This window comes from Thioalkalivibrio thiocyanodenitrificans ARhD 1, assembly GCF_000378965.1.
Lineage (GTDB): Bacteria > Pseudomonadota > Gammaproteobacteria > Ectothiorhodospirales > Ectothiorhodospiraceae > Thioalkalivibrio_A > Thioalkalivibrio_A thiocyanodenitrificans.
In genome coordinates, this window is sequence record NZ_KB900536.1 from 2,556,503 (window position 1) to 2,571,751 (window position 15,249).

At 68.8% G+C, this 15,249-nt stretch carries 16 protein-coding genes; 15 read left to right on the top strand and 1 reads right to left on the bottom strand.

Annotated features, from left to right (window positions below; genetic code table 11):
* Positions 1–71: 71 nt before the first annotated feature.
* From THITHI_RS0112180 to mprA, 7 genes are all read left to right on the top strand, one after another.
* The gene (locus THITHI_RS0112180; protein ID WP_018233380.1) at positions 72–407 is read left to right on the top strand and encodes a DsrE-related protein; all 336 of its coding nucleotides are present in this window, start codon (positions 72–74) and stop codon (positions 405–407) included.
* A 272-nt stretch (positions 408–679) separates the two neighbouring features.
* A complete protein-coding gene (gene gspC, locus THITHI_RS0112185) occupies positions 680–1,576 on the top strand; it encodes a type II secretion system protein GspC (protein WP_018233381.1) in 897 nt (298 codons plus the stop codon).
* 78 nt (positions 1,577–1,654) lie between these two features.
* Complete coding sequence (gspD, locus tag THITHI_RS18985; protein ID WP_051079941.1) at positions 1,655–3,637, top strand: type II secretion system secretin GspD; 1,983 nt, start codon at positions 1,655–1,657, stop codon at positions 3,635–3,637.
* Entirely contained in the window at positions 3,634–5,193 is a 1,560-nt protein-coding gene (gene gspE, locus THITHI_RS0112195; protein WP_033336944.1) for a type II secretion system ATPase GspE, read from the top strand. Before gspD ends, gspE begins: the two co-directional genes overlap by 4 nt.
* Positions 5,194–5,332: 139 nt before the next feature.
* On the top strand, positions 5,333–6,547 hold the full coding sequence (gspF, locus tag THITHI_RS0112200; protein ID WP_018233384.1) for a type II secretion system inner membrane protein GspF: 1,215 nt from the start codon (positions 5,333–5,335) through the stop codon (positions 6,545–6,547).
* A gap of 1 nt (position 6,548) precedes the next feature.
* A complete protein-coding gene (locus THITHI_RS0112205) occupies positions 6,549–6,902 on the top strand; it encodes a hypothetical protein (protein WP_026186309.1) in 354 nt (117 codons plus the stop codon).
* An 18-nt stretch (positions 6,903–6,920) separates the two neighbouring features.
* Positions 6,921–9,104 carry an MprA protease, GlyGly-CTERM protein-sorting domain-containing form gene (gene mprA, locus THITHI_RS19830; RefSeq protein WP_018233386.1) on the top strand — a complete coding sequence of 728 codons (2,184 nt, stop codon included), beginning with the start codon at positions 6,921–6,923 and terminating at the stop codon, positions 9,102–9,104.
* On the opposite strand, the gene rrtA is transcribed toward mprA, so the two are convergent.
* A complete protein-coding gene (rrtA, locus tag THITHI_RS0112215; RefSeq protein WP_018233387.1) occupies positions 9,035–9,622 on the bottom strand; it encodes a rhombosortase in 588 nt (195 codons plus the stop codon). The two genes, mprA and rrtA, sit on opposite strands and share 70 nt — an antisense overlap.
* Before the next feature lie 63 nt (positions 9,623–9,685).
* Between rrtA and gspG the strand changes: the two genes are divergently transcribed.
* The 8 genes from gspG to THITHI_RS0112255 are packed head-to-tail and all read left to right on the top strand — an operon-like array spanning position 9,686 to position 15,228.
* Entirely contained in the window at positions 9,686–10,135 is a 450-nt protein-coding gene (gene gspG, locus THITHI_RS0112220; RefSeq protein ID WP_018233388.1) for a type II secretion system major pseudopilin GspG, read from the top strand.
* Complete coding sequence (gene gspH, locus THITHI_RS0112225; RefSeq protein WP_018233389.1) at positions 10,132–10,680, top strand: type II secretion system minor pseudopilin GspH; 549 nt, start codon at positions 10,132–10,134, stop codon at positions 10,678–10,680. Before gspG ends, gspH begins: the two co-directional genes overlap by 4 nt.
* A 26-nt stretch (positions 10,681–10,706) precedes the next feature.
* Positions 10,707–11,099 carry a type II secretion system minor pseudopilin GspI gene (gene gspI, locus THITHI_RS0112230; RefSeq protein ID WP_018233390.1) on the top strand — a complete coding sequence of 131 codons (393 nt, stop codon included), beginning with the start codon at positions 10,707–10,709 and terminating at the stop codon, positions 11,097–11,099.
* Positions 11,096–11,767 carry a type II secretion system minor pseudopilin GspJ gene (gspJ, locus tag THITHI_RS0112235; protein WP_156820538.1) on the top strand — a complete coding sequence of 224 codons (672 nt, stop codon included), beginning with the start codon at positions 11,096–11,098 and terminating at the stop codon, positions 11,765–11,767. The genes gspI and gspJ overlap by 4 nt, the downstream gene beginning before the upstream one ends.
* A 53-nt stretch (positions 11,768–11,820) precedes the next feature.
* On the top strand, positions 11,821–12,603 hold the full coding sequence (locus THITHI_RS0112240) for a type II secretion system protein GspK (protein WP_018233392.1): 783 nt from the start codon (positions 11,821–11,823) through the stop codon (positions 12,601–12,603).
* Between the two features lie 56 nt (positions 12,604–12,659).
* Complete coding sequence (gene gspL / locus THITHI_RS0112245; protein ID WP_018233393.1) at positions 12,660–13,919, top strand: type II secretion system protein GspL; 1,260 nt, start codon at positions 12,660–12,662, stop codon at positions 13,917–13,919.
* Positions 13,916–14,413: a type II secretion system protein GspM gene (gene gspM / locus THITHI_RS0112250; protein ID WP_018233394.1), complete on the top strand. Its 498-nt coding sequence runs from the start codon at positions 13,916–13,918 to the stop codon at positions 14,411–14,413. Before gspL ends, gspM begins: the two co-directional genes overlap by 4 nt.
* A gap of 29 nt (positions 14,414–14,442) precedes the next feature.
* Positions 14,443–15,228 carry a type II secretion system protein N gene (locus THITHI_RS0112255; RefSeq protein WP_018233395.1) on the top strand — a complete coding sequence of 262 codons (786 nt, stop codon included), beginning with the start codon at positions 14,443–14,445 and terminating at the stop codon, positions 15,226–15,228.
* The last annotated feature ends 21 nt before the right edge of the window (positions 15,229–15,249 follow it).

Sequence of the window (15,249 nt, forward strand, 5' to 3'; positions counted from 1 at the left end):
GCCCCATTGACAGGCGGCCCTGGGGAAACCGCACGCAAACCCTGCAGAGCGTTAATTAAGGAGAGGACCCCATGCGCATCGCCTATGTGTTCGCCACCCAGAACGGCAGCTACATCCTCGAGAAGATGATCCTTCCGCAGCTCGAAGCCGGTAATCACGGCGTGGATGTGGTGGGGATGTTTTTCTTCGTCGACAACAACTACATGCTGGAGGAAGGCAACCCCACGGCCCTGCGCCTGAAGGCCGTTGCCGAGAAGAACGGCATGATGGTCATGGGCTGCGACCAGTGCTGTGAGCTGCGGCGCATCGACGAGAAGATCCAGGAACCGTTCACCATCGGTTGTTTCCCCAACCTCTATGGCGCCATCCAGGAGGCCGGGGGGCTTGACCAGGTCATCACCCTCTAGGGCGTTTCGGCCCGTCTGCCGCACACGGCGCCGGTCGGCAGACGGGCGCCGTTTTTCTTGTTGTCTCCAGGTCGTTGCATGTTCGGGTGGGGCCGGGCCCGATCAGCTACACTGTTATTGGAGGTTTCGCGGGTAACATATGGACATGGCGAGTGTTTGACGTCTAAAGTGACCCGGTTCCGGCCTGGATGGTCCGCTGAACCGACCTTGTGCGGCCACCGGCGCCGGGTATGCATGTTCTGATATGGGCCGGGCCAATCGGCCGGATTCACATGACCGCGGTGATCAATTTGGAACGAGTGAGCCACTGGCTCGGACGGCTGGGCCCCGGGGGTCTTGCCGTCTGGGTGACCGCCGCCCTGCTGATCGCGCTGGCCTTCAGCCTGGCAAGGCTGACCTGGGAGGCGCTGTACCCCGAGACGGTGGTCGCGGAGGCACCCGCGCCGGATCCGGCGATACCGGGTGCGGGCCTCAACGGGGTGTCCCCGTCGCCTCCCGCGCTGGATTCGGTGGCGCGCCTGCATCTGTTCGGCCAGGCCTCCCCCGCGGATCGGCCGACCATGGTGGACATCGACGCCCCCGAGACCCGGCTTCGCCTGCAGTTGCGGGGTGTGGTGGCGGCTGTCCCCTCGGGTCAGGGCATTGCGCTGATCGCCAGCGATTCCGGGGAGGAGCGCCACTACCTCCCAGGTGCGGAAATACCCGGCGGCGCCAGGCTCGAGCAGGTGCATCCGGATCGGGTGGTGCTGAGCCGGGCCGGGCGGTACGAGCTGCTGCGCCTGCCCAGGGACGAGCCCCTGTCCGGCGAGGCCCCGCAGGACCCCGCCGCGCAACCCGGGGCGGGCACCGGTGGGGCGTCCCTGCCGGCGGAGACACGCCGCCAGTGGCTCGAGGATCCCACGGCCTTGTTCGATGCGGTCCAGGTCCAGCCCGTCATGGAGGACGGTTCGATACACGGTTTTGCCATCTCGCCGCGCAGGGATGCCAGAATGTTTCGTGCGATCGGGCTGCGGCCCGGCGACGTGGTGACATCCGTCAACGGCATGACGGTGGCGGGAATGACGGATCCGACCGCCATACGGGACCAGTTGGCCGGGGCCAGCGAGATCAGGCTCGACATAGAGCGCAACGGGCGGCCCGATACGGTGGTCATTCCGATCGGGCAGTAAGGGATTCGCAAGCGAGCGCCGTTTCGGCGGCGCCCGGGGGACAGATCGATGATTGGTGTTAAACGAAGGGCGGGATACATGGTTGCCCGGCGATGCCGTCTTGCCGGGTTTGGGTTGCTGCTTGTGCTGTTCGCGGCACCCGGCTGGCTCAATGCCGATGACATTGTGCTCAACCTCAAGGAGGCTGATCTCCAGGCCCTGATCAGCATGGTCTCCGAGGAGACCGGCACCAACTTCGTGGTGGACCCCCGGGTGCGCGGCCGTGTCACGGTGGTCTCCGGTGCGCCGGTCAGCCGGGACGAACTCTATCGCATCTTCCTTTCCGTTCTCCGTATCCACGGGTTCTCCGCGATCCCCGGCGAAGGGGTGGTCAAGCTGGTGCCCGATGCCCTGGCCAAGCAGGCCGAGGTGCCCACGGTCACCGAACCCGGCGTGCGCCGGGGTGACGAGTACGTCACCCGCGTGATTGCGGTGGATCACGTGGACGCGGCCCAGCTGGTGCCGATCCTGCGTCCCCTGGTGCCCCAGAGCGGTCATCTGGTGGCCTCGGCCGAATCCAACGTGCTCATCGTCTCCGATTCCGCGGCCAACGTGGATCGCATCGCGGAACTGGTGTCGCGCATCGACCTGGATGGTCGCGAGGAGATGGAGCTGATCCCGCTGCGGCATGCCTCCGCCGCCGAGGTGGTGAGGGTGCTGACCGGTCTGCAGGGCGGAGAAGAGCGTGCCCGGACCCGGGTGCACATGGTGGCCGACGAGCGGACCAACAGCATCCTGCTGGGCGGCGACCCCAAGCGCCGCGTGGCCCTGCGCGCGACGATCTCCCATCTGGACACCCGGATCGACGGCGGCAATACCCAGGTGATTTATCTGCGCTACGCCTCCGCGGAGGAAATGGCCGAAGTGCTGCGGGGCCTGCTGGAGGGCATGGATCTGCCGGAAGCCGGCGAAGGCCGCGCGGGCGCTCGGGGGGTGAGTATCCACTCCCACGAGAGCACCAATGCCCTGGTGCTCAACGGTCCTCCGGATGTCGTGCGCGATCTTCGCGCGGTGATCCAGCAGTTGGATGTGCGCCGGGCCCAGGTGCTGGTGGAGGCCGTGATCGCCGAGGTGTCCTCGGAGAAGGCCGCTGAACTGGGCGTGCAGTGGGGCATTGGTGATCCGAGGAGCGGTGTGGGCGTGGTGAATTTCGGTCGCACGGGCTCCGGCATCGTGGAACTGGCCGGAGGCATCGATGCGTTCCTGCGCGGCGCCGTGGCGACGCCGCCGAGCCTGGGTGACGGCGCATTCATCGGAGGTGTCGGGCGTTCCGGTTCCACCACCATCGCCGCGCTGGTGCGGGCCCTTTCGGGCGACAGCTCCAGCAATATCCTGTCGACCCCGAGCCTGATGACCATGGACAACGAGGAGGCGGAGATCGTGGTGGGCCAGAATGTGCCCTTCATCGCGGGACGTTCCATCGAGCAGTCCGGACAGGCCTTCGATACCATCCAGCGCGAGGACGTGGGCGTGATGCTGCGCATCAAGCCCCAGATCAATGAAGGCAATGCCATCCGGCTGGAGATCGAACAGGAGGTCTCCCAGATCGCGCCGGGCGCCAGCACGGCGGCGGATCTCATTACCAACAAGCGCAGTCTGCGCACCATCGTCATGGTCGAGGACGGCCAGATGGTGGTGCTCGGCGGCCTCATCGACGATCAGCTCGTGCAGACCCGGGACAAGGTGCCCGGCCTTGGTGACATACCGGCCCTGGGCCGCCTGTTCCGCTATGACACCGCGCGCATGGAGAAGCGCAACCTGATGGTGTTCCTGCACCCGGTGATCGTGCGTGACGCCGCAGTGCAGGATCAGTTGACCTCCTCGAAGTACTCCTTCATCCGAGCCCAGCAGGTGGCCGCCCGGGGCCGGGACGTGCTGATGATGCCGGATGACACATCACCGGTGCTGCCGCCCTGGGATGCATTGCTGGACCTGCCGCCACCGTTCGAAGCCGCCGAGGCGGTGTACACCCTGGAGGAACCGGGCAGCCTCAATGTGAGGCCGCCCCCGGCGAGGCCATGAGCATACGCCCCTCAGTCGATGACGCGGGTCTTGCCGGGGAGGGACCGGCAGCCCCCTTGGCGCCCGAGGCCGATGAACGCCAGTTCCGCGGTCTGAGTTTCGGTTTCGCCCGGCGTCACGGCGTGGTGGTCCTGGAGGACGCCGGGGACGCCGGCGGACAGGCGCACGTGGCCTGCCGCCCCGGCGTGAGCAGTGCCACGCTGGCGGAGCTGCGGCGGCACCTGGGCTGTCCCCTGAGCATCGAGCGCGTCTCCCAGGAGCGTTTCGACGCCCTGCTTCGAGCCCGCTACGAACACAGCTCCAGTGACGCCATGCAGCTCATGGGCGACATGGGGGAAGAGGACCTCAACAGCGTCGCCCGGAGTCTCGCCGAACCCGAGGACCTGCTGGAGACGGAGGACGACGCGCCCATCATCCGGCTCATCAATGCCCTGCTCACCGAGGCGGTCAAGGAGAACGCCTCGGACATCCATGTGGAGCCCTTCGAGAACCGGCTGATCGTGCGCTTCCGGGTGGACGGCGTGCTGCGCCAGATCCTGGAGCCGCCGCGGGTGCTGGCACCGTTGATCACTTCACGCATCAAGGTGATGGCACGCCTGGACATCGCGGAGAAGCGCCTGCCCCAGGACGGGCGCATCTCGCTGAAGGTGGCCGGGCGCGCCGTGGACGTGCGCGTCTCCACCCTGCCGTCCGGCCATGGCGAACGGGTGGTGCTGCGCCTGCTGGACAAGCAGGCCGGCCGCCTGGATCTCACGCAGTTGGGGATGGACGACCGCACCCACGAGGTCATGCGCCGCGCCATTCACCGGCCCCACGGTATCCTGCTGGTCACCGGTCCCACCGGGTCGGGCAAGACCACCACCTTGTACGCCGCGCTTTCGCAGCTCAACGATCGCAGCCGCAACATCCTCACGGTCGAGGATCCCATCGAGTACGATCTCGACGGCATCGGCCAGACCCAGATCAACAGCAAGGTGGACATGACGTTCGCCCGGGGTCTGCGGGCCATTCTGCGCCAGGATCCGGACGTGGTGATGGTGGGCGAGATCCGTGACCTGGAAACGGTGCAGATCGCCGTGCAGGCGAGTCTCACCGGCCACCTGGTGCTGTCCACCCTGCACACCAACACGGCCGTCGGCGCCATCACCCGCCTGCGGGACATGGGGGTGGAGCCCTTCCTGCTCTCCTCGACGCTGGTGGCCATCCTGGCCCAGCGTCTGGTGCGCCTGCTGTGCGACCACTGCAAGGCGCCGTATACGGCCAACGAAAAGGACTGTCAGCTCCTGGATCTGCCGGCGGAGCCGGCACCCACCCTCTACCGCGCGGTCGGCTGCGAGCACTGCAATCAGCTGGGCTACCGGGGGCGCACGGGGATCTACGAGCTGGTGGAGGTGGACGACGAATTGCGCGGCCTCATCCATGACGGCGCCGGCGAGCAGGTGCTGGAACGCCACGCGCGGCTCCATGGTCCAAGTATTCGTGCCGACGGCCGCCGCCGCATCCTCGCCGGCCACACCACGGTGGAAGAGGTGCTGCGGGTAACTAAAGAAGACTAGTGACAAGTGGCAAGTCTCAAGTGGCAAGGGACAACACCCTCACCCCGGTCCTCTCCCTGAGGGAGAGGGAGAAAGTCCTGTGATTTTCCTTGCCACTTGAGACTTGCCACTGCCTTCAAGCCACTTGAGACTGCAGTCAATGCCTGCCTTTGAATACAGTGCACTGAACCCCGGGGGGCGCGAGGTCCGCGGTGTCCTCGAGGGCGACACCCCGCGCCAGGTGCGGCAGCAGTTGCGCGACGGGGGACTGACGCCCCTGGAGGTGGAGGAGGTGCGCAGCCGCGAGGGGCGGCGGGTGCGCCTGCCGGGCTTCTCCCGCGGCATCAGCGCCATGGATCTGGCCCTGCTCACCCGCCAGCTTGCCACGCTGGTGCGCTCGGGCCTGCCCCTGGAGGAGGCGCTGGGCACGGTGGCGCGCCAGAGCGAGAAACCGCGTATCCGCAACATGCTCATGGCCGTGCGCACCCGGGTGATGGAAGGCCATTCGCTCGCCCGGGGGCTGGCCGACTTTCCCCACGTGTTCCCGGACATCTACCGCACCACCGTGGACGCGGGTGAACAGTCCGGCCACCTGGAGGTGGTGCTGGAACGCCTGGCCGATTACACGGAGAACCGCCAGCAGATGCGCCAGAAGATCCAGCTGGCCATGTTCTATCCGGCCCTGCTCACGGGCATGGCCCTGCTGGTGACCGTGGCCCTGCTCACCTACGTGGTGCCGGAGGTGGTGCAGGTGTTCCAGGGCATCGGCCAGGAGCTGCCGTGGCTGACCCGCACCCTGATTGCGCTGAGCGACGGCCTGCGGGAGTACGGGCTGCTGATCCTGGTCGCCCTGGTGGCGGTCGTGGTGCTCGCCGGCTGGCTGCTCAGAAAACCCGGACCGCGCAGCGCATGGCACCGATTGCAGCTTCGCCTGCCGCTTTCCGGCCGGATGACCCGGGGGATGAACACGGCCCGGTTTGCGCGCACGCTTTCCATCCTGTCGGCCAGCGGCGTCGCGGTGCTTGAGGCGCTTCGCATCGCGGCCCAGGTAGTGGCCAACCTGCCCATGCGCGAGGCCATCCAGACCGTCACCCAGCGGGTGCGCGAGGGGTCGGGCATCGGCGACGCCCTGGAGCGTTCCGGCTATTTTCCGCCGATCACCGTGCATCTGATCAAGAGCGGCGAAGCCAGCGGCAGTCTCGACGACATGCTCGAGCGCGCCGCCGTGAACCAGGAGCGGGAACTGGAGACGCGCATCGGCATGCTCATGGGCGTCCTCGAACCGCTCCTGATCCTGGTGATGGGCATGATCGTGCTGGTGATCGTGCTGGCCATCCTGTTGCCCATCTTTGAACTCAACCAACTGGTGAACTGAGATGATTGCGCCAAACCGTTTGCTGCCGGCGTGTCTGCTGACGCTCGTGGCGGCCCTGGGCGCACCGGCCTGTCAGACCCTGGAAGAACCGGCCTCCGAGACGGCCGATGTGGCGAGGCTCGTGGTCTTTCCCGCCCCCGGATCCGCGCTCGATCCGGCCTCCGAAGCGGGCCTCGGCCGCCTTTCCGTGGCGGCCGGCGTGCCGCTGGAGTACATGGATCGGGCGGGCGGCGGTTACCGGGTGGTCACCGTGGAGCCCGTCACCGCGAACCAGGTGCGCGAGATCATCCGGCGTCTGCTGGATCACCCGGCCGTGACCCACGCGGCGGAGGACCGGCGCGTGACGCATCAGTGAGGGGCAGGTGACCGTGTCATGAATGCACGCACCATGAGACGTTGCTGCACATGGCTGGTCGCGGTCGCATGTGTCCTGCCCCTGTCGGTCCTTGCCACACCCACGGATCGCATCATCGTCAGGGTGAGCGAGGCCATGCGCCCGGCGGTGCTTGCCGGTGGCGCCCCCGCGCCGCGCGCCGACGAACGGGTGGCGGTGGCTTCCGCCGCGACCGGGCGCGACGTGACCTGGCTGCGGGCCATGTCCGGCGGTGCCGACGTGCTGCGCCTGCCCGAGGCGTTGCCCGAGGATGAGGTGATGGCGGCCGCGCAGGCGCTGATGGCCCTGCCCGGGGTGGAGTATGCCGTGCCGGACCGGCGGGTGTTTCCCATGCGCCAGCCCAATGATCCCGGGTTCAGCGACCAGTGGCATCTTCAGCCCCCCCCGCCCGCCGGTGACGATTTCGGTATCAACGCGCCGGCCGCCTGGGACGTCACCACGGGCGATGCCGTCACCGTGGCCGTGGTGGATACGGGCATCCGCTTCACGCACGAGGATCTGCGCGGCAGGATCCTGCCGGGCCATGACTTCGTCAGCGAAGACGTCCGGGTGGTGGACGGCCAGGTGCAACGGTTCTTCTTCACCGCGAACGACGGCGATGCGCGTGACCCCGTGGCCGCCGATCCCGGTGACTGGGTGACCGGCAGCGAGGGCGTGGCCTGGGGCTGTTCCTCCGGCTCCAGCTCCTGGCACGGCACCTACATGGCCGGGATCGCCGCCGCCGCGACCGACAACGGCGTGGGTCAGGCGGGCGTCAGTTGGGGTGCCATGATCCTGCCGGTCCGGGCCTTGGGCAAATGCGGCGGCTACACCTCCGACGTCGTGGACGGTATCCGCTGGGCGGCAGGCCTGCCTGTGCCGGATGCGCCCGTCAACCCGTACCCCGCGCGCGTCATCAATCTCAGCCTGGGCGGCCGGGGGATTTGCGACAGCTTCTGGCAGAGCGCGATCAACGACGCCACGAATGCGGGCACACTGGTGGTCACCGCGGCCGGCAATGCATCGCCGCTCGGCGAGTCACTGGACCTCGTGTCCTGGACGCCTGCCACCTGCGGCAACACCCTGACCGTGGCCGCGACGGATCGCGATGGCAATCGCGCCGCCTTCAGCAACTACGGCACGGCCGTGGACATCAGCGCGCCCGGCATCGACATCCGCTCGACCGGCAATGCCGGCATCACCTACCCGCTGGAGGATGGCTATGGCAGGGTCACCGGCACCAGCGGTGCCAGCGCGCAGGTGGCCGGCGTCGCCGCGCTGGTCCTCAGCCGCAATCCCGGCCTTGCGCCGGGCCAGGTGGCGGCGATCCTCACGGGGAACGTGACCGGGTTTCCGGGGGCCGGCTGCGGTTCCCAGGTGGGTTGCGGCAGCGGCATTCTCAACGCGGGCCTGGCGGTGGCGGGCACCCCGGACGCGGGCGGGCGGCCTGCGGGCACGGTGGACTTCGGCGAGGTGTCCGGCGCGGACAAGGATGCGGTGGTCACGTCCGGCCCCGTGGTGTTGAGTATCCCGACCGGCGGGCTCCCCGTCTCCGTGCAGGGCGGTGAGTACAGCATCGGGTGCGACGGCGGCTTCACCGCGCAGGCGGGCACGGCCGGTGACGGAGACACGATCTGCCTGCGCCATGCGGCATCGGCCTACCCGGAACACCCGGCCGCCACCTTGCTCGCCGTGGGCAATCACCGGGCGGCCTTCGTGAGCACCACCGGTCCCGCGGACACCCGGCCCGATGCACTGTCCGATTTCATGCCGCAGACGGGTGTCAACCCGGAGGCCACGGTGACCTCGGAGATCATCCGGGTGCAGGGCATCGACGCGCCCGCGCCGGTGCAGGTCAGCGGCGACGCACCCGGGCGCAACAGCCGCTACAGCCTGAACTGCGACTCGGCGTCGGCCGGATTCATCGCCGAGGCCGGGTACATCGCACCCGGCGGCAGCATCTGCGTACAGCACGTGGCCCCAGAGGAGCGGGGTACCGAGGCCACCACGACCCTGACCATCGGCGGCGAGTCCGTCGCGTTCACCACCACGACCCGGCGCTCCTCCGGCGGCGGCGGTGCGTTGGCGCCGTGGTTCCTGGCGGTCCTGCTGGCCTACGCGGGTCTGCTGCGGTTCAGGAGGATCAGAATGCCGCCGCAGGCGAGCCCCGCGAGGGCCCCGTAGAGGTGCGCATCCACGATGACGTTGCCGCCGATCAGCCGGGCCGTACCCTCACCCGGGCCCAGGAACTGTTCCACAGTGAGTTTGACCGCAAGCAATCCCAGCAGGACCGCGCAGATACCGGGCAGCCGCCGGAATCCGGCCAGGGCGCCGGCCGCGATGAGCCCGTGGAGGATGCCCGAGAGGCCCGCGTACCAGGGCACCTGGGGCGACAGCAGGAGCAGGCCCAGGCTGACGCCGGCCCCGCAGGCCAGCACCGTCGCCGCCCAGCGCCCGGGTGTCATGGCCGGGCCCAGCAGGGCCCAGACGACGGCAAGCCCCGCCAGGTTCATCAGCAGGTGGCCCCAGCCCAGATGCACCAGGTGCCCGGTCACCAGACGCCAGGGCTCCGCCAGGACCACCGCGCGTTCGAGGCGCCAGCCTTCGGGCCCGCCGGTGATCTGCAGGGCCACGGCCGCGGCAGCCAGGGCGATCGGCAGCGCCCAGCGGGCAGGTGTGGCGGATTGCCGTGAACCGGTCATGGGGGCCGTCCGTCAAAAATGGCAGAATAGTCCGTGTTGCGAACCACAGGAAAACTTCGGGTCATGAAACAGAGTATTTCACGCAATCGACGCGCAACGCGCGGATTCACCCTGATCGAGGTCATGGTCGTGGTGGTCATCCTCGGCATTCTGGCCGCCATCGTGGTGCCGCGCATCATGGATCGCCCGGACGAGGCGCGCGTCACCAAGGCGCGCAACGACATCCGGGCCCTGGAGAGCGCGCTCAACCTCTACCGGCTGGACAACTTCCGCTATCCCACCACGGACCAGGGTCTGCGCGCCCTGGTGGAGCGCCCGGGGGGACAACCCGAGGCCCGCAACTGGCGCAGCGGCGGATACATGGACCGACTGCCCACCGACCCCTGGGGCAATCACTACCAGTATGTGCACCCGGGCCGCCACGGGGACATCGATATCTACAGCTTCGGCGCCGACGGCCGGCCGGGCGGCGAAGGCATCAACGCCGAGATCGGCAACTGGAACATCGATTGAGCAGCACGCCGCCGGACAATCGGGTGCGCCCGGTGCGGGTCCGGGGTTTCACCCTCATCGAACTGGTGGCGGTCCTGTTCATCATCGGCGTGATGGCCGCCTTCGCCGTGATCGCCATGGGCGACGGCGGCCATGACCGGATCATGGAGCAGGAGGCCCGGCGCCTGGCGAGCCTTCTGGAACTGGTCCGGGACGAGGGCATCCTCAGCGGCGAGACCCAGGCGGTCGGGTTCACCCGCCAGGGTTACGTCTTTCTTCGCCAGTACCGGGTGGATGAGCGCAGTTACGAGTGGCTGCCGGTGGAGGATGATCGGGTGCTGCGCCCCCGGGACGTGGCGGACCGCAACCTGGAGTTCACCCTGTATGTGGAGGGGGTCGCGGTGACGCTGCCCCGTGCCGCCGACCGGCCGCCGCCCCATGTCTATCTCGGCCTGGCGGGCGAGATGACCCCCTTTCAACTGGACATCGCCCCCGAGGGCGGGCGCACGGCCGCCTGGCAGGTGCGCAGCCTGCCCGGCGGGCGCGTCGAGATGCGAAGGCCTTGAGAACAGTGGCAAGTGGCAAGTGGCAAGTGGCAAGGACGGCACAGCAGGGTGGGTTCACGCTGCTGGAGGTGCTGGTGGCCGTGGCCATTCTCGGGGTGGCGCTGGGGGCGCTCATCAAGGTGGGCAGCGACAATGCCGCCAATACCGCCTACCTGCGTGACCGGACCTATGCCCACTGGGTGGCGCTCAACCAGGTGACCCGCTACCAGGTGGGATTGGAGGCGGTGCACGGCGGCACCCGGCGCGGCGTCAGCGAGATGGCCGATCGCCGGTGGTACTGGCAGGCCACGCTGAGCGACGAGGACGTCAGGGTGGAGGGCATCGCGCTGGAAGGCCTGACCCGTCTGGAGTTGGAGGTTCGCGATCGGGATGACGCTGACGCGACGCCACTGGCCCGGGTGGTGGGGTTTCTGCAATGAAACAGTGGCAAGTGGCAAGTGGCAAGTGGCAAGGGAAGGCCGGAAGTCCAACCCAGGGCGGGTTTACGCTGCTGGAGCTGCTGGTGGCGCTTTCGGTGTTCGCGTTCGTGTCCGTGATGGCCTACGGGGGATTGCGGGTGGTGCTCGATACCCGGGGACACACGGATCAGGCGTCCCGGGACCTGGGCGAACTGCAGGTGGCCCTCACGCTGCTGAGCAGGGATCTGGCCCACGTGGTGGCGCGTCCGGTGCGGGACGTCCATGGCGATCCCCAGGCGCCCCTGCGCTTCAACGCCTACAGCGACCGGCCCCGCCTGGAAGTGGTGCGCACCTCGTCCCGCTCGGGCCTGCAGCGCGTGGCGTGGGAGATCGACGAGGCGCGGCTTTACCGGATGTACTGGACCGCACTGGATGGCGCCGATCCCGCCGAGCCCCAGGGGCGCCTGCCCGTCATGGGTCCGGTGGAGGATGCGCAGCGCACCTCACGCGGCGTGACCGACTGGAACCTGCGGTTCCATTATCACCTGCCCGACGGCACCTTCGGCACCTCCGAAAACTGGCCGCTGGAAATCAACCCGGGTGCCCTGGATGAGTTGCCCGTCGCGCTGGAACTCACCCTGGCGCTGGACGGCGGCGGGACGGTCACCCGCTGGCTGGCGGTGCAATGATGCCTCGCGCCTCGACACCACCGGGATCCGCGTCTTCGCGCGGCCAGCGTGGCGTGGCGCTGATCACCGCCCTGCTGGTGGTGGTGCTGGCCACGGTGGCCGCCGTTTCCATGACCTCGCGGCAGCATCTGGACATCCGCCGGGCAGGCAACGTGCTCAACCAGGACCAGGCCTGGCTCACGGTGCAGGCCGCCGAGCGCTATGCCCTCAAGCTGCTTACCGGACCCGAAGCGGAAGGCGATCGGGAGTTGCCCTGGGAAGGCTGCCTGTCGCCCGTGCTGCGGGTCAACCTGGCCGATACCGAGATGGACATCTGGGTCGAGGACATGCATTGTCGTTTCAATCTCAACAACCTCTCCAGCGGCAACGAACTGGCCGTGAACGGGTTCATCCGCCTGCTGGAGAACCTGCGCGCGGAGTACCCGGAACTGGCGTTCGATCCTGAGCAGGTGGTGGCGGCGGCCCGGGACTGGATGAACCCCGAGACCGACGACCCGGTCTACCGGCTCGCCGATCCGCCCTACCTGAGCGCCAACCGTATGATGATGGTGGCCGCGGAGATGCGGCTGGTGCACGGTGTATCCGCCGAGTTGTGGGAGGCGCTCGCACCGCTCGTCACGGCCCTTCCCGCGGCAGGCACCCAGCTGGACACCGAGAACGCCGCCGACATGCTGCGCGAGGCCTTTCCGGCCACCGGGGCCGCCCAGACGCGCGCCACCTACTACCGCCTGGGCGTCCATGCGCAACTGGCCGGACGCCGCCTGCTCATGTGCAGCCTGCTGGACACCGCTTCGGGGCGGGTTGTCTGGCGTCTGCAGGGGGCGTGCGATGCCTGATACGATATGTCGCCGGGCGCCGACGCCCAACCGCCACTGATGGGAGCACCGTCAAGATGATCCAGCGAAACCTGCTGCTGCGATTGCCGGAACACGATGGCCCGGCGGCCTTCGTGCTGCGTGACAGCGCCGGCAACCTCCTGATGGGCGGCGCGGATGAGCTTTCCCGGCTGGCGGAGCTTGCCCGCAGCGTACCCGTGCCCACGGTGCGCGTGCTGGTGCCCGGCACGCGGGTGCTGCTGACCCGGACCACGGTGCCCACCCGAAACCCCCGGGCCCTGCAGCGGGCCCTGCCCTACGCCCTGGAGGACCAGCTGGCCGGGGACGTGGAAGCCCTGCATTGCGTGCCCGGCCCGGTGGAGGAAGACAACACCGTGCCGGTGGCGGTGGTGGAACGCGCTCTGATGGATGACTGGCGTGAACGCCTCGCTGCCGCCGGACTCGATGCCCGCGCCCTGGTGCCGGAGACGGCCGTCCTGCCCCGGGACGAGGAGGGCGGCTGGCTGCTCTGGCTCGAGGGTGACGAGGCGTGGCTGGCCCTCGGACCGGGGGACGGTCTGGCCCTGGACCGGGACAATGCCGCCATGCTCGTGCGGATGCGTCTGGACGAGACGCCCGACGGTCAGCACCCGGCCCGCATCGTGATCGTGTGTCACGGACCCGCGCGGGAGTCGGACAGTGCCCTGGACGAGCCGGGGGTCTTCGGAGGCGTGCCGGTGGTGCGCCGAGAGAGCGAGGAACCGCTGTTGGAGGAGATCTCCCGGCACCTGCCCCCGCGTCCGCCGTTCAATCTGCTCGTTGGGCCCTATGGCCGTCGCGAGCAGTGGAGCCACCTGTGGCGCCCCTGGCGGGTCGCCGTGATCATCGCGGTGCTCTGGGGGGCAGTCCACCTGATCCAGTTGCATACCGAGATCCGGTACATGGGCCAGCAGCAGGCCATACTGGACGATCGCATGCGCGATATCTATCAGGCCGCGTTCCCCGGCAGCCGGGCCGGCGGCGATCCGAGACGTCAGATGGAGAGCGCGCTGGTGAGCCTGACCCGGGGCGGGTCCGATGAGGCCGGCCACGATTTCCAGGCGGCGCTCGCCCATGTGGCCCCCGTCCTGGTGGAGGTGCCGGGCTTCCGGATTGAGAGCCTGCGCTACCGGCCGGGCCAGATGGATCTGGACCTGCGGCTCGACAGTCTCCGGGCCCTCGACGGACTGAAGCAGCGCCTGGAGCGGGGGGAGCAGTGGTCCGTGGAGATCCTCTCGGCCAGTGCGCAGGACGACTTCGTGGAAAGCCGTATTCAGGTGAGGAGGGCGGGCACATGAATGCCTTCTGGGCAAGGCTCGGTCCCCGTGACCGGCGCATCCTGATCATCGGAGCCGTGTGCCTGGGCGTCATTCTGCCTTACTGGCTGGTCCTGCAATCGCTCACCGAGCAGGCCGAACGCATGGAGCGGTCCGTGAGCGCACTGTATGAAGACGTGGCCTGGATGCAGGCGGCCGCCGAGCGGGTGCGCGGTGTCGAGGGCGGCGCCACAGGGGCGCCCGCTGCCGCGGGAGACGGGTCCCCCCTGAGTGTCATCGACCGTACGGCGCGGGAAGGGCCCCTGACCGGGACCGTGCGCCGCGTGCAGCCGGAGGGTGCCGATGCCGTGCGCGTGTGGCTGGAGGACGCGCCGTTCGACGATCTGATCCTCTGGCTTGGTACCCTGGAGACCCGCTACGGGCTGCGCGTCACGAGCCTGGTGGTGGACCGTCAGCCGGTGGAGGGGCGCGTGAATGCGCGCTTGAGCCTGGAACGGGCGGGACGGGGACAATGATGAAGGATGAAGGATGAAGGGCGTCTGACTTGAGGAGTGATCGCCGCGCGCGCCGCACCTGGGTGGCCTGGGCACTGACGGGGCTGCTGGCCTACGGGGTGTTCCTGGTGGCCCTGCTGCCGGCGGGTCTGGTCTGGGATCAGGCCGGACAGCGGGGCCTGTTGCCCGGCGGGCTGTCGGCCCGGGCCGTCACCGGCACGCTATGGTCCGGATCCGCCGCCCGTGTCAGGCTGCCAGGGGCGGTGACGGTCGAGCGGGTCGCCTGGCGCTTCCGGCCCGGCGCGTTGTTGGGTGGACGCATGGGCTGGACGGTGTCCGCCGATCTGGCCGATGGGCACCTGCAGGGCGGCGTGGCCGCCGGCATCGGTGGTGTCCGGGTGACCGATACCCGGGCCGACCTGCGTGCCGCCGCGGCCATTTCCCCGTATCTCGAACTCCCCGTGGTCATCGAAGGTCGCCTGCTGCTGGACCTGCGACACCTGGTTCTGGACCGTGACGGACGGGTGCGTGAGGCCGAGGGCGTGCTGGGGTGGCTGGAGGCGGGCGCGGGCATTCCCGAGCCCGTGGCGCTTGGGGATCTGCGCGCGGAACTGCAGGCCACCGGGGAGGGCGGGCTGCGGCTGCTGATCGGTGAACAGGGCGGGCCGCTGGTGGCACGGGGCCGGGTGGACGTGGTCCCCGGCGGTCAGTATCGCATCGAAGGGGAGGCCGGCACCCGCGAGGGCGCCGACCCGCGTCTGGTCCAGGCGTTGCGCATGCTGGGCACGCCGAATCCCGACGGCACGGTGCCCATTGGCCTGTCCGGTTCGCTTTGAGGGGATTGCGTGCCTGCCGTG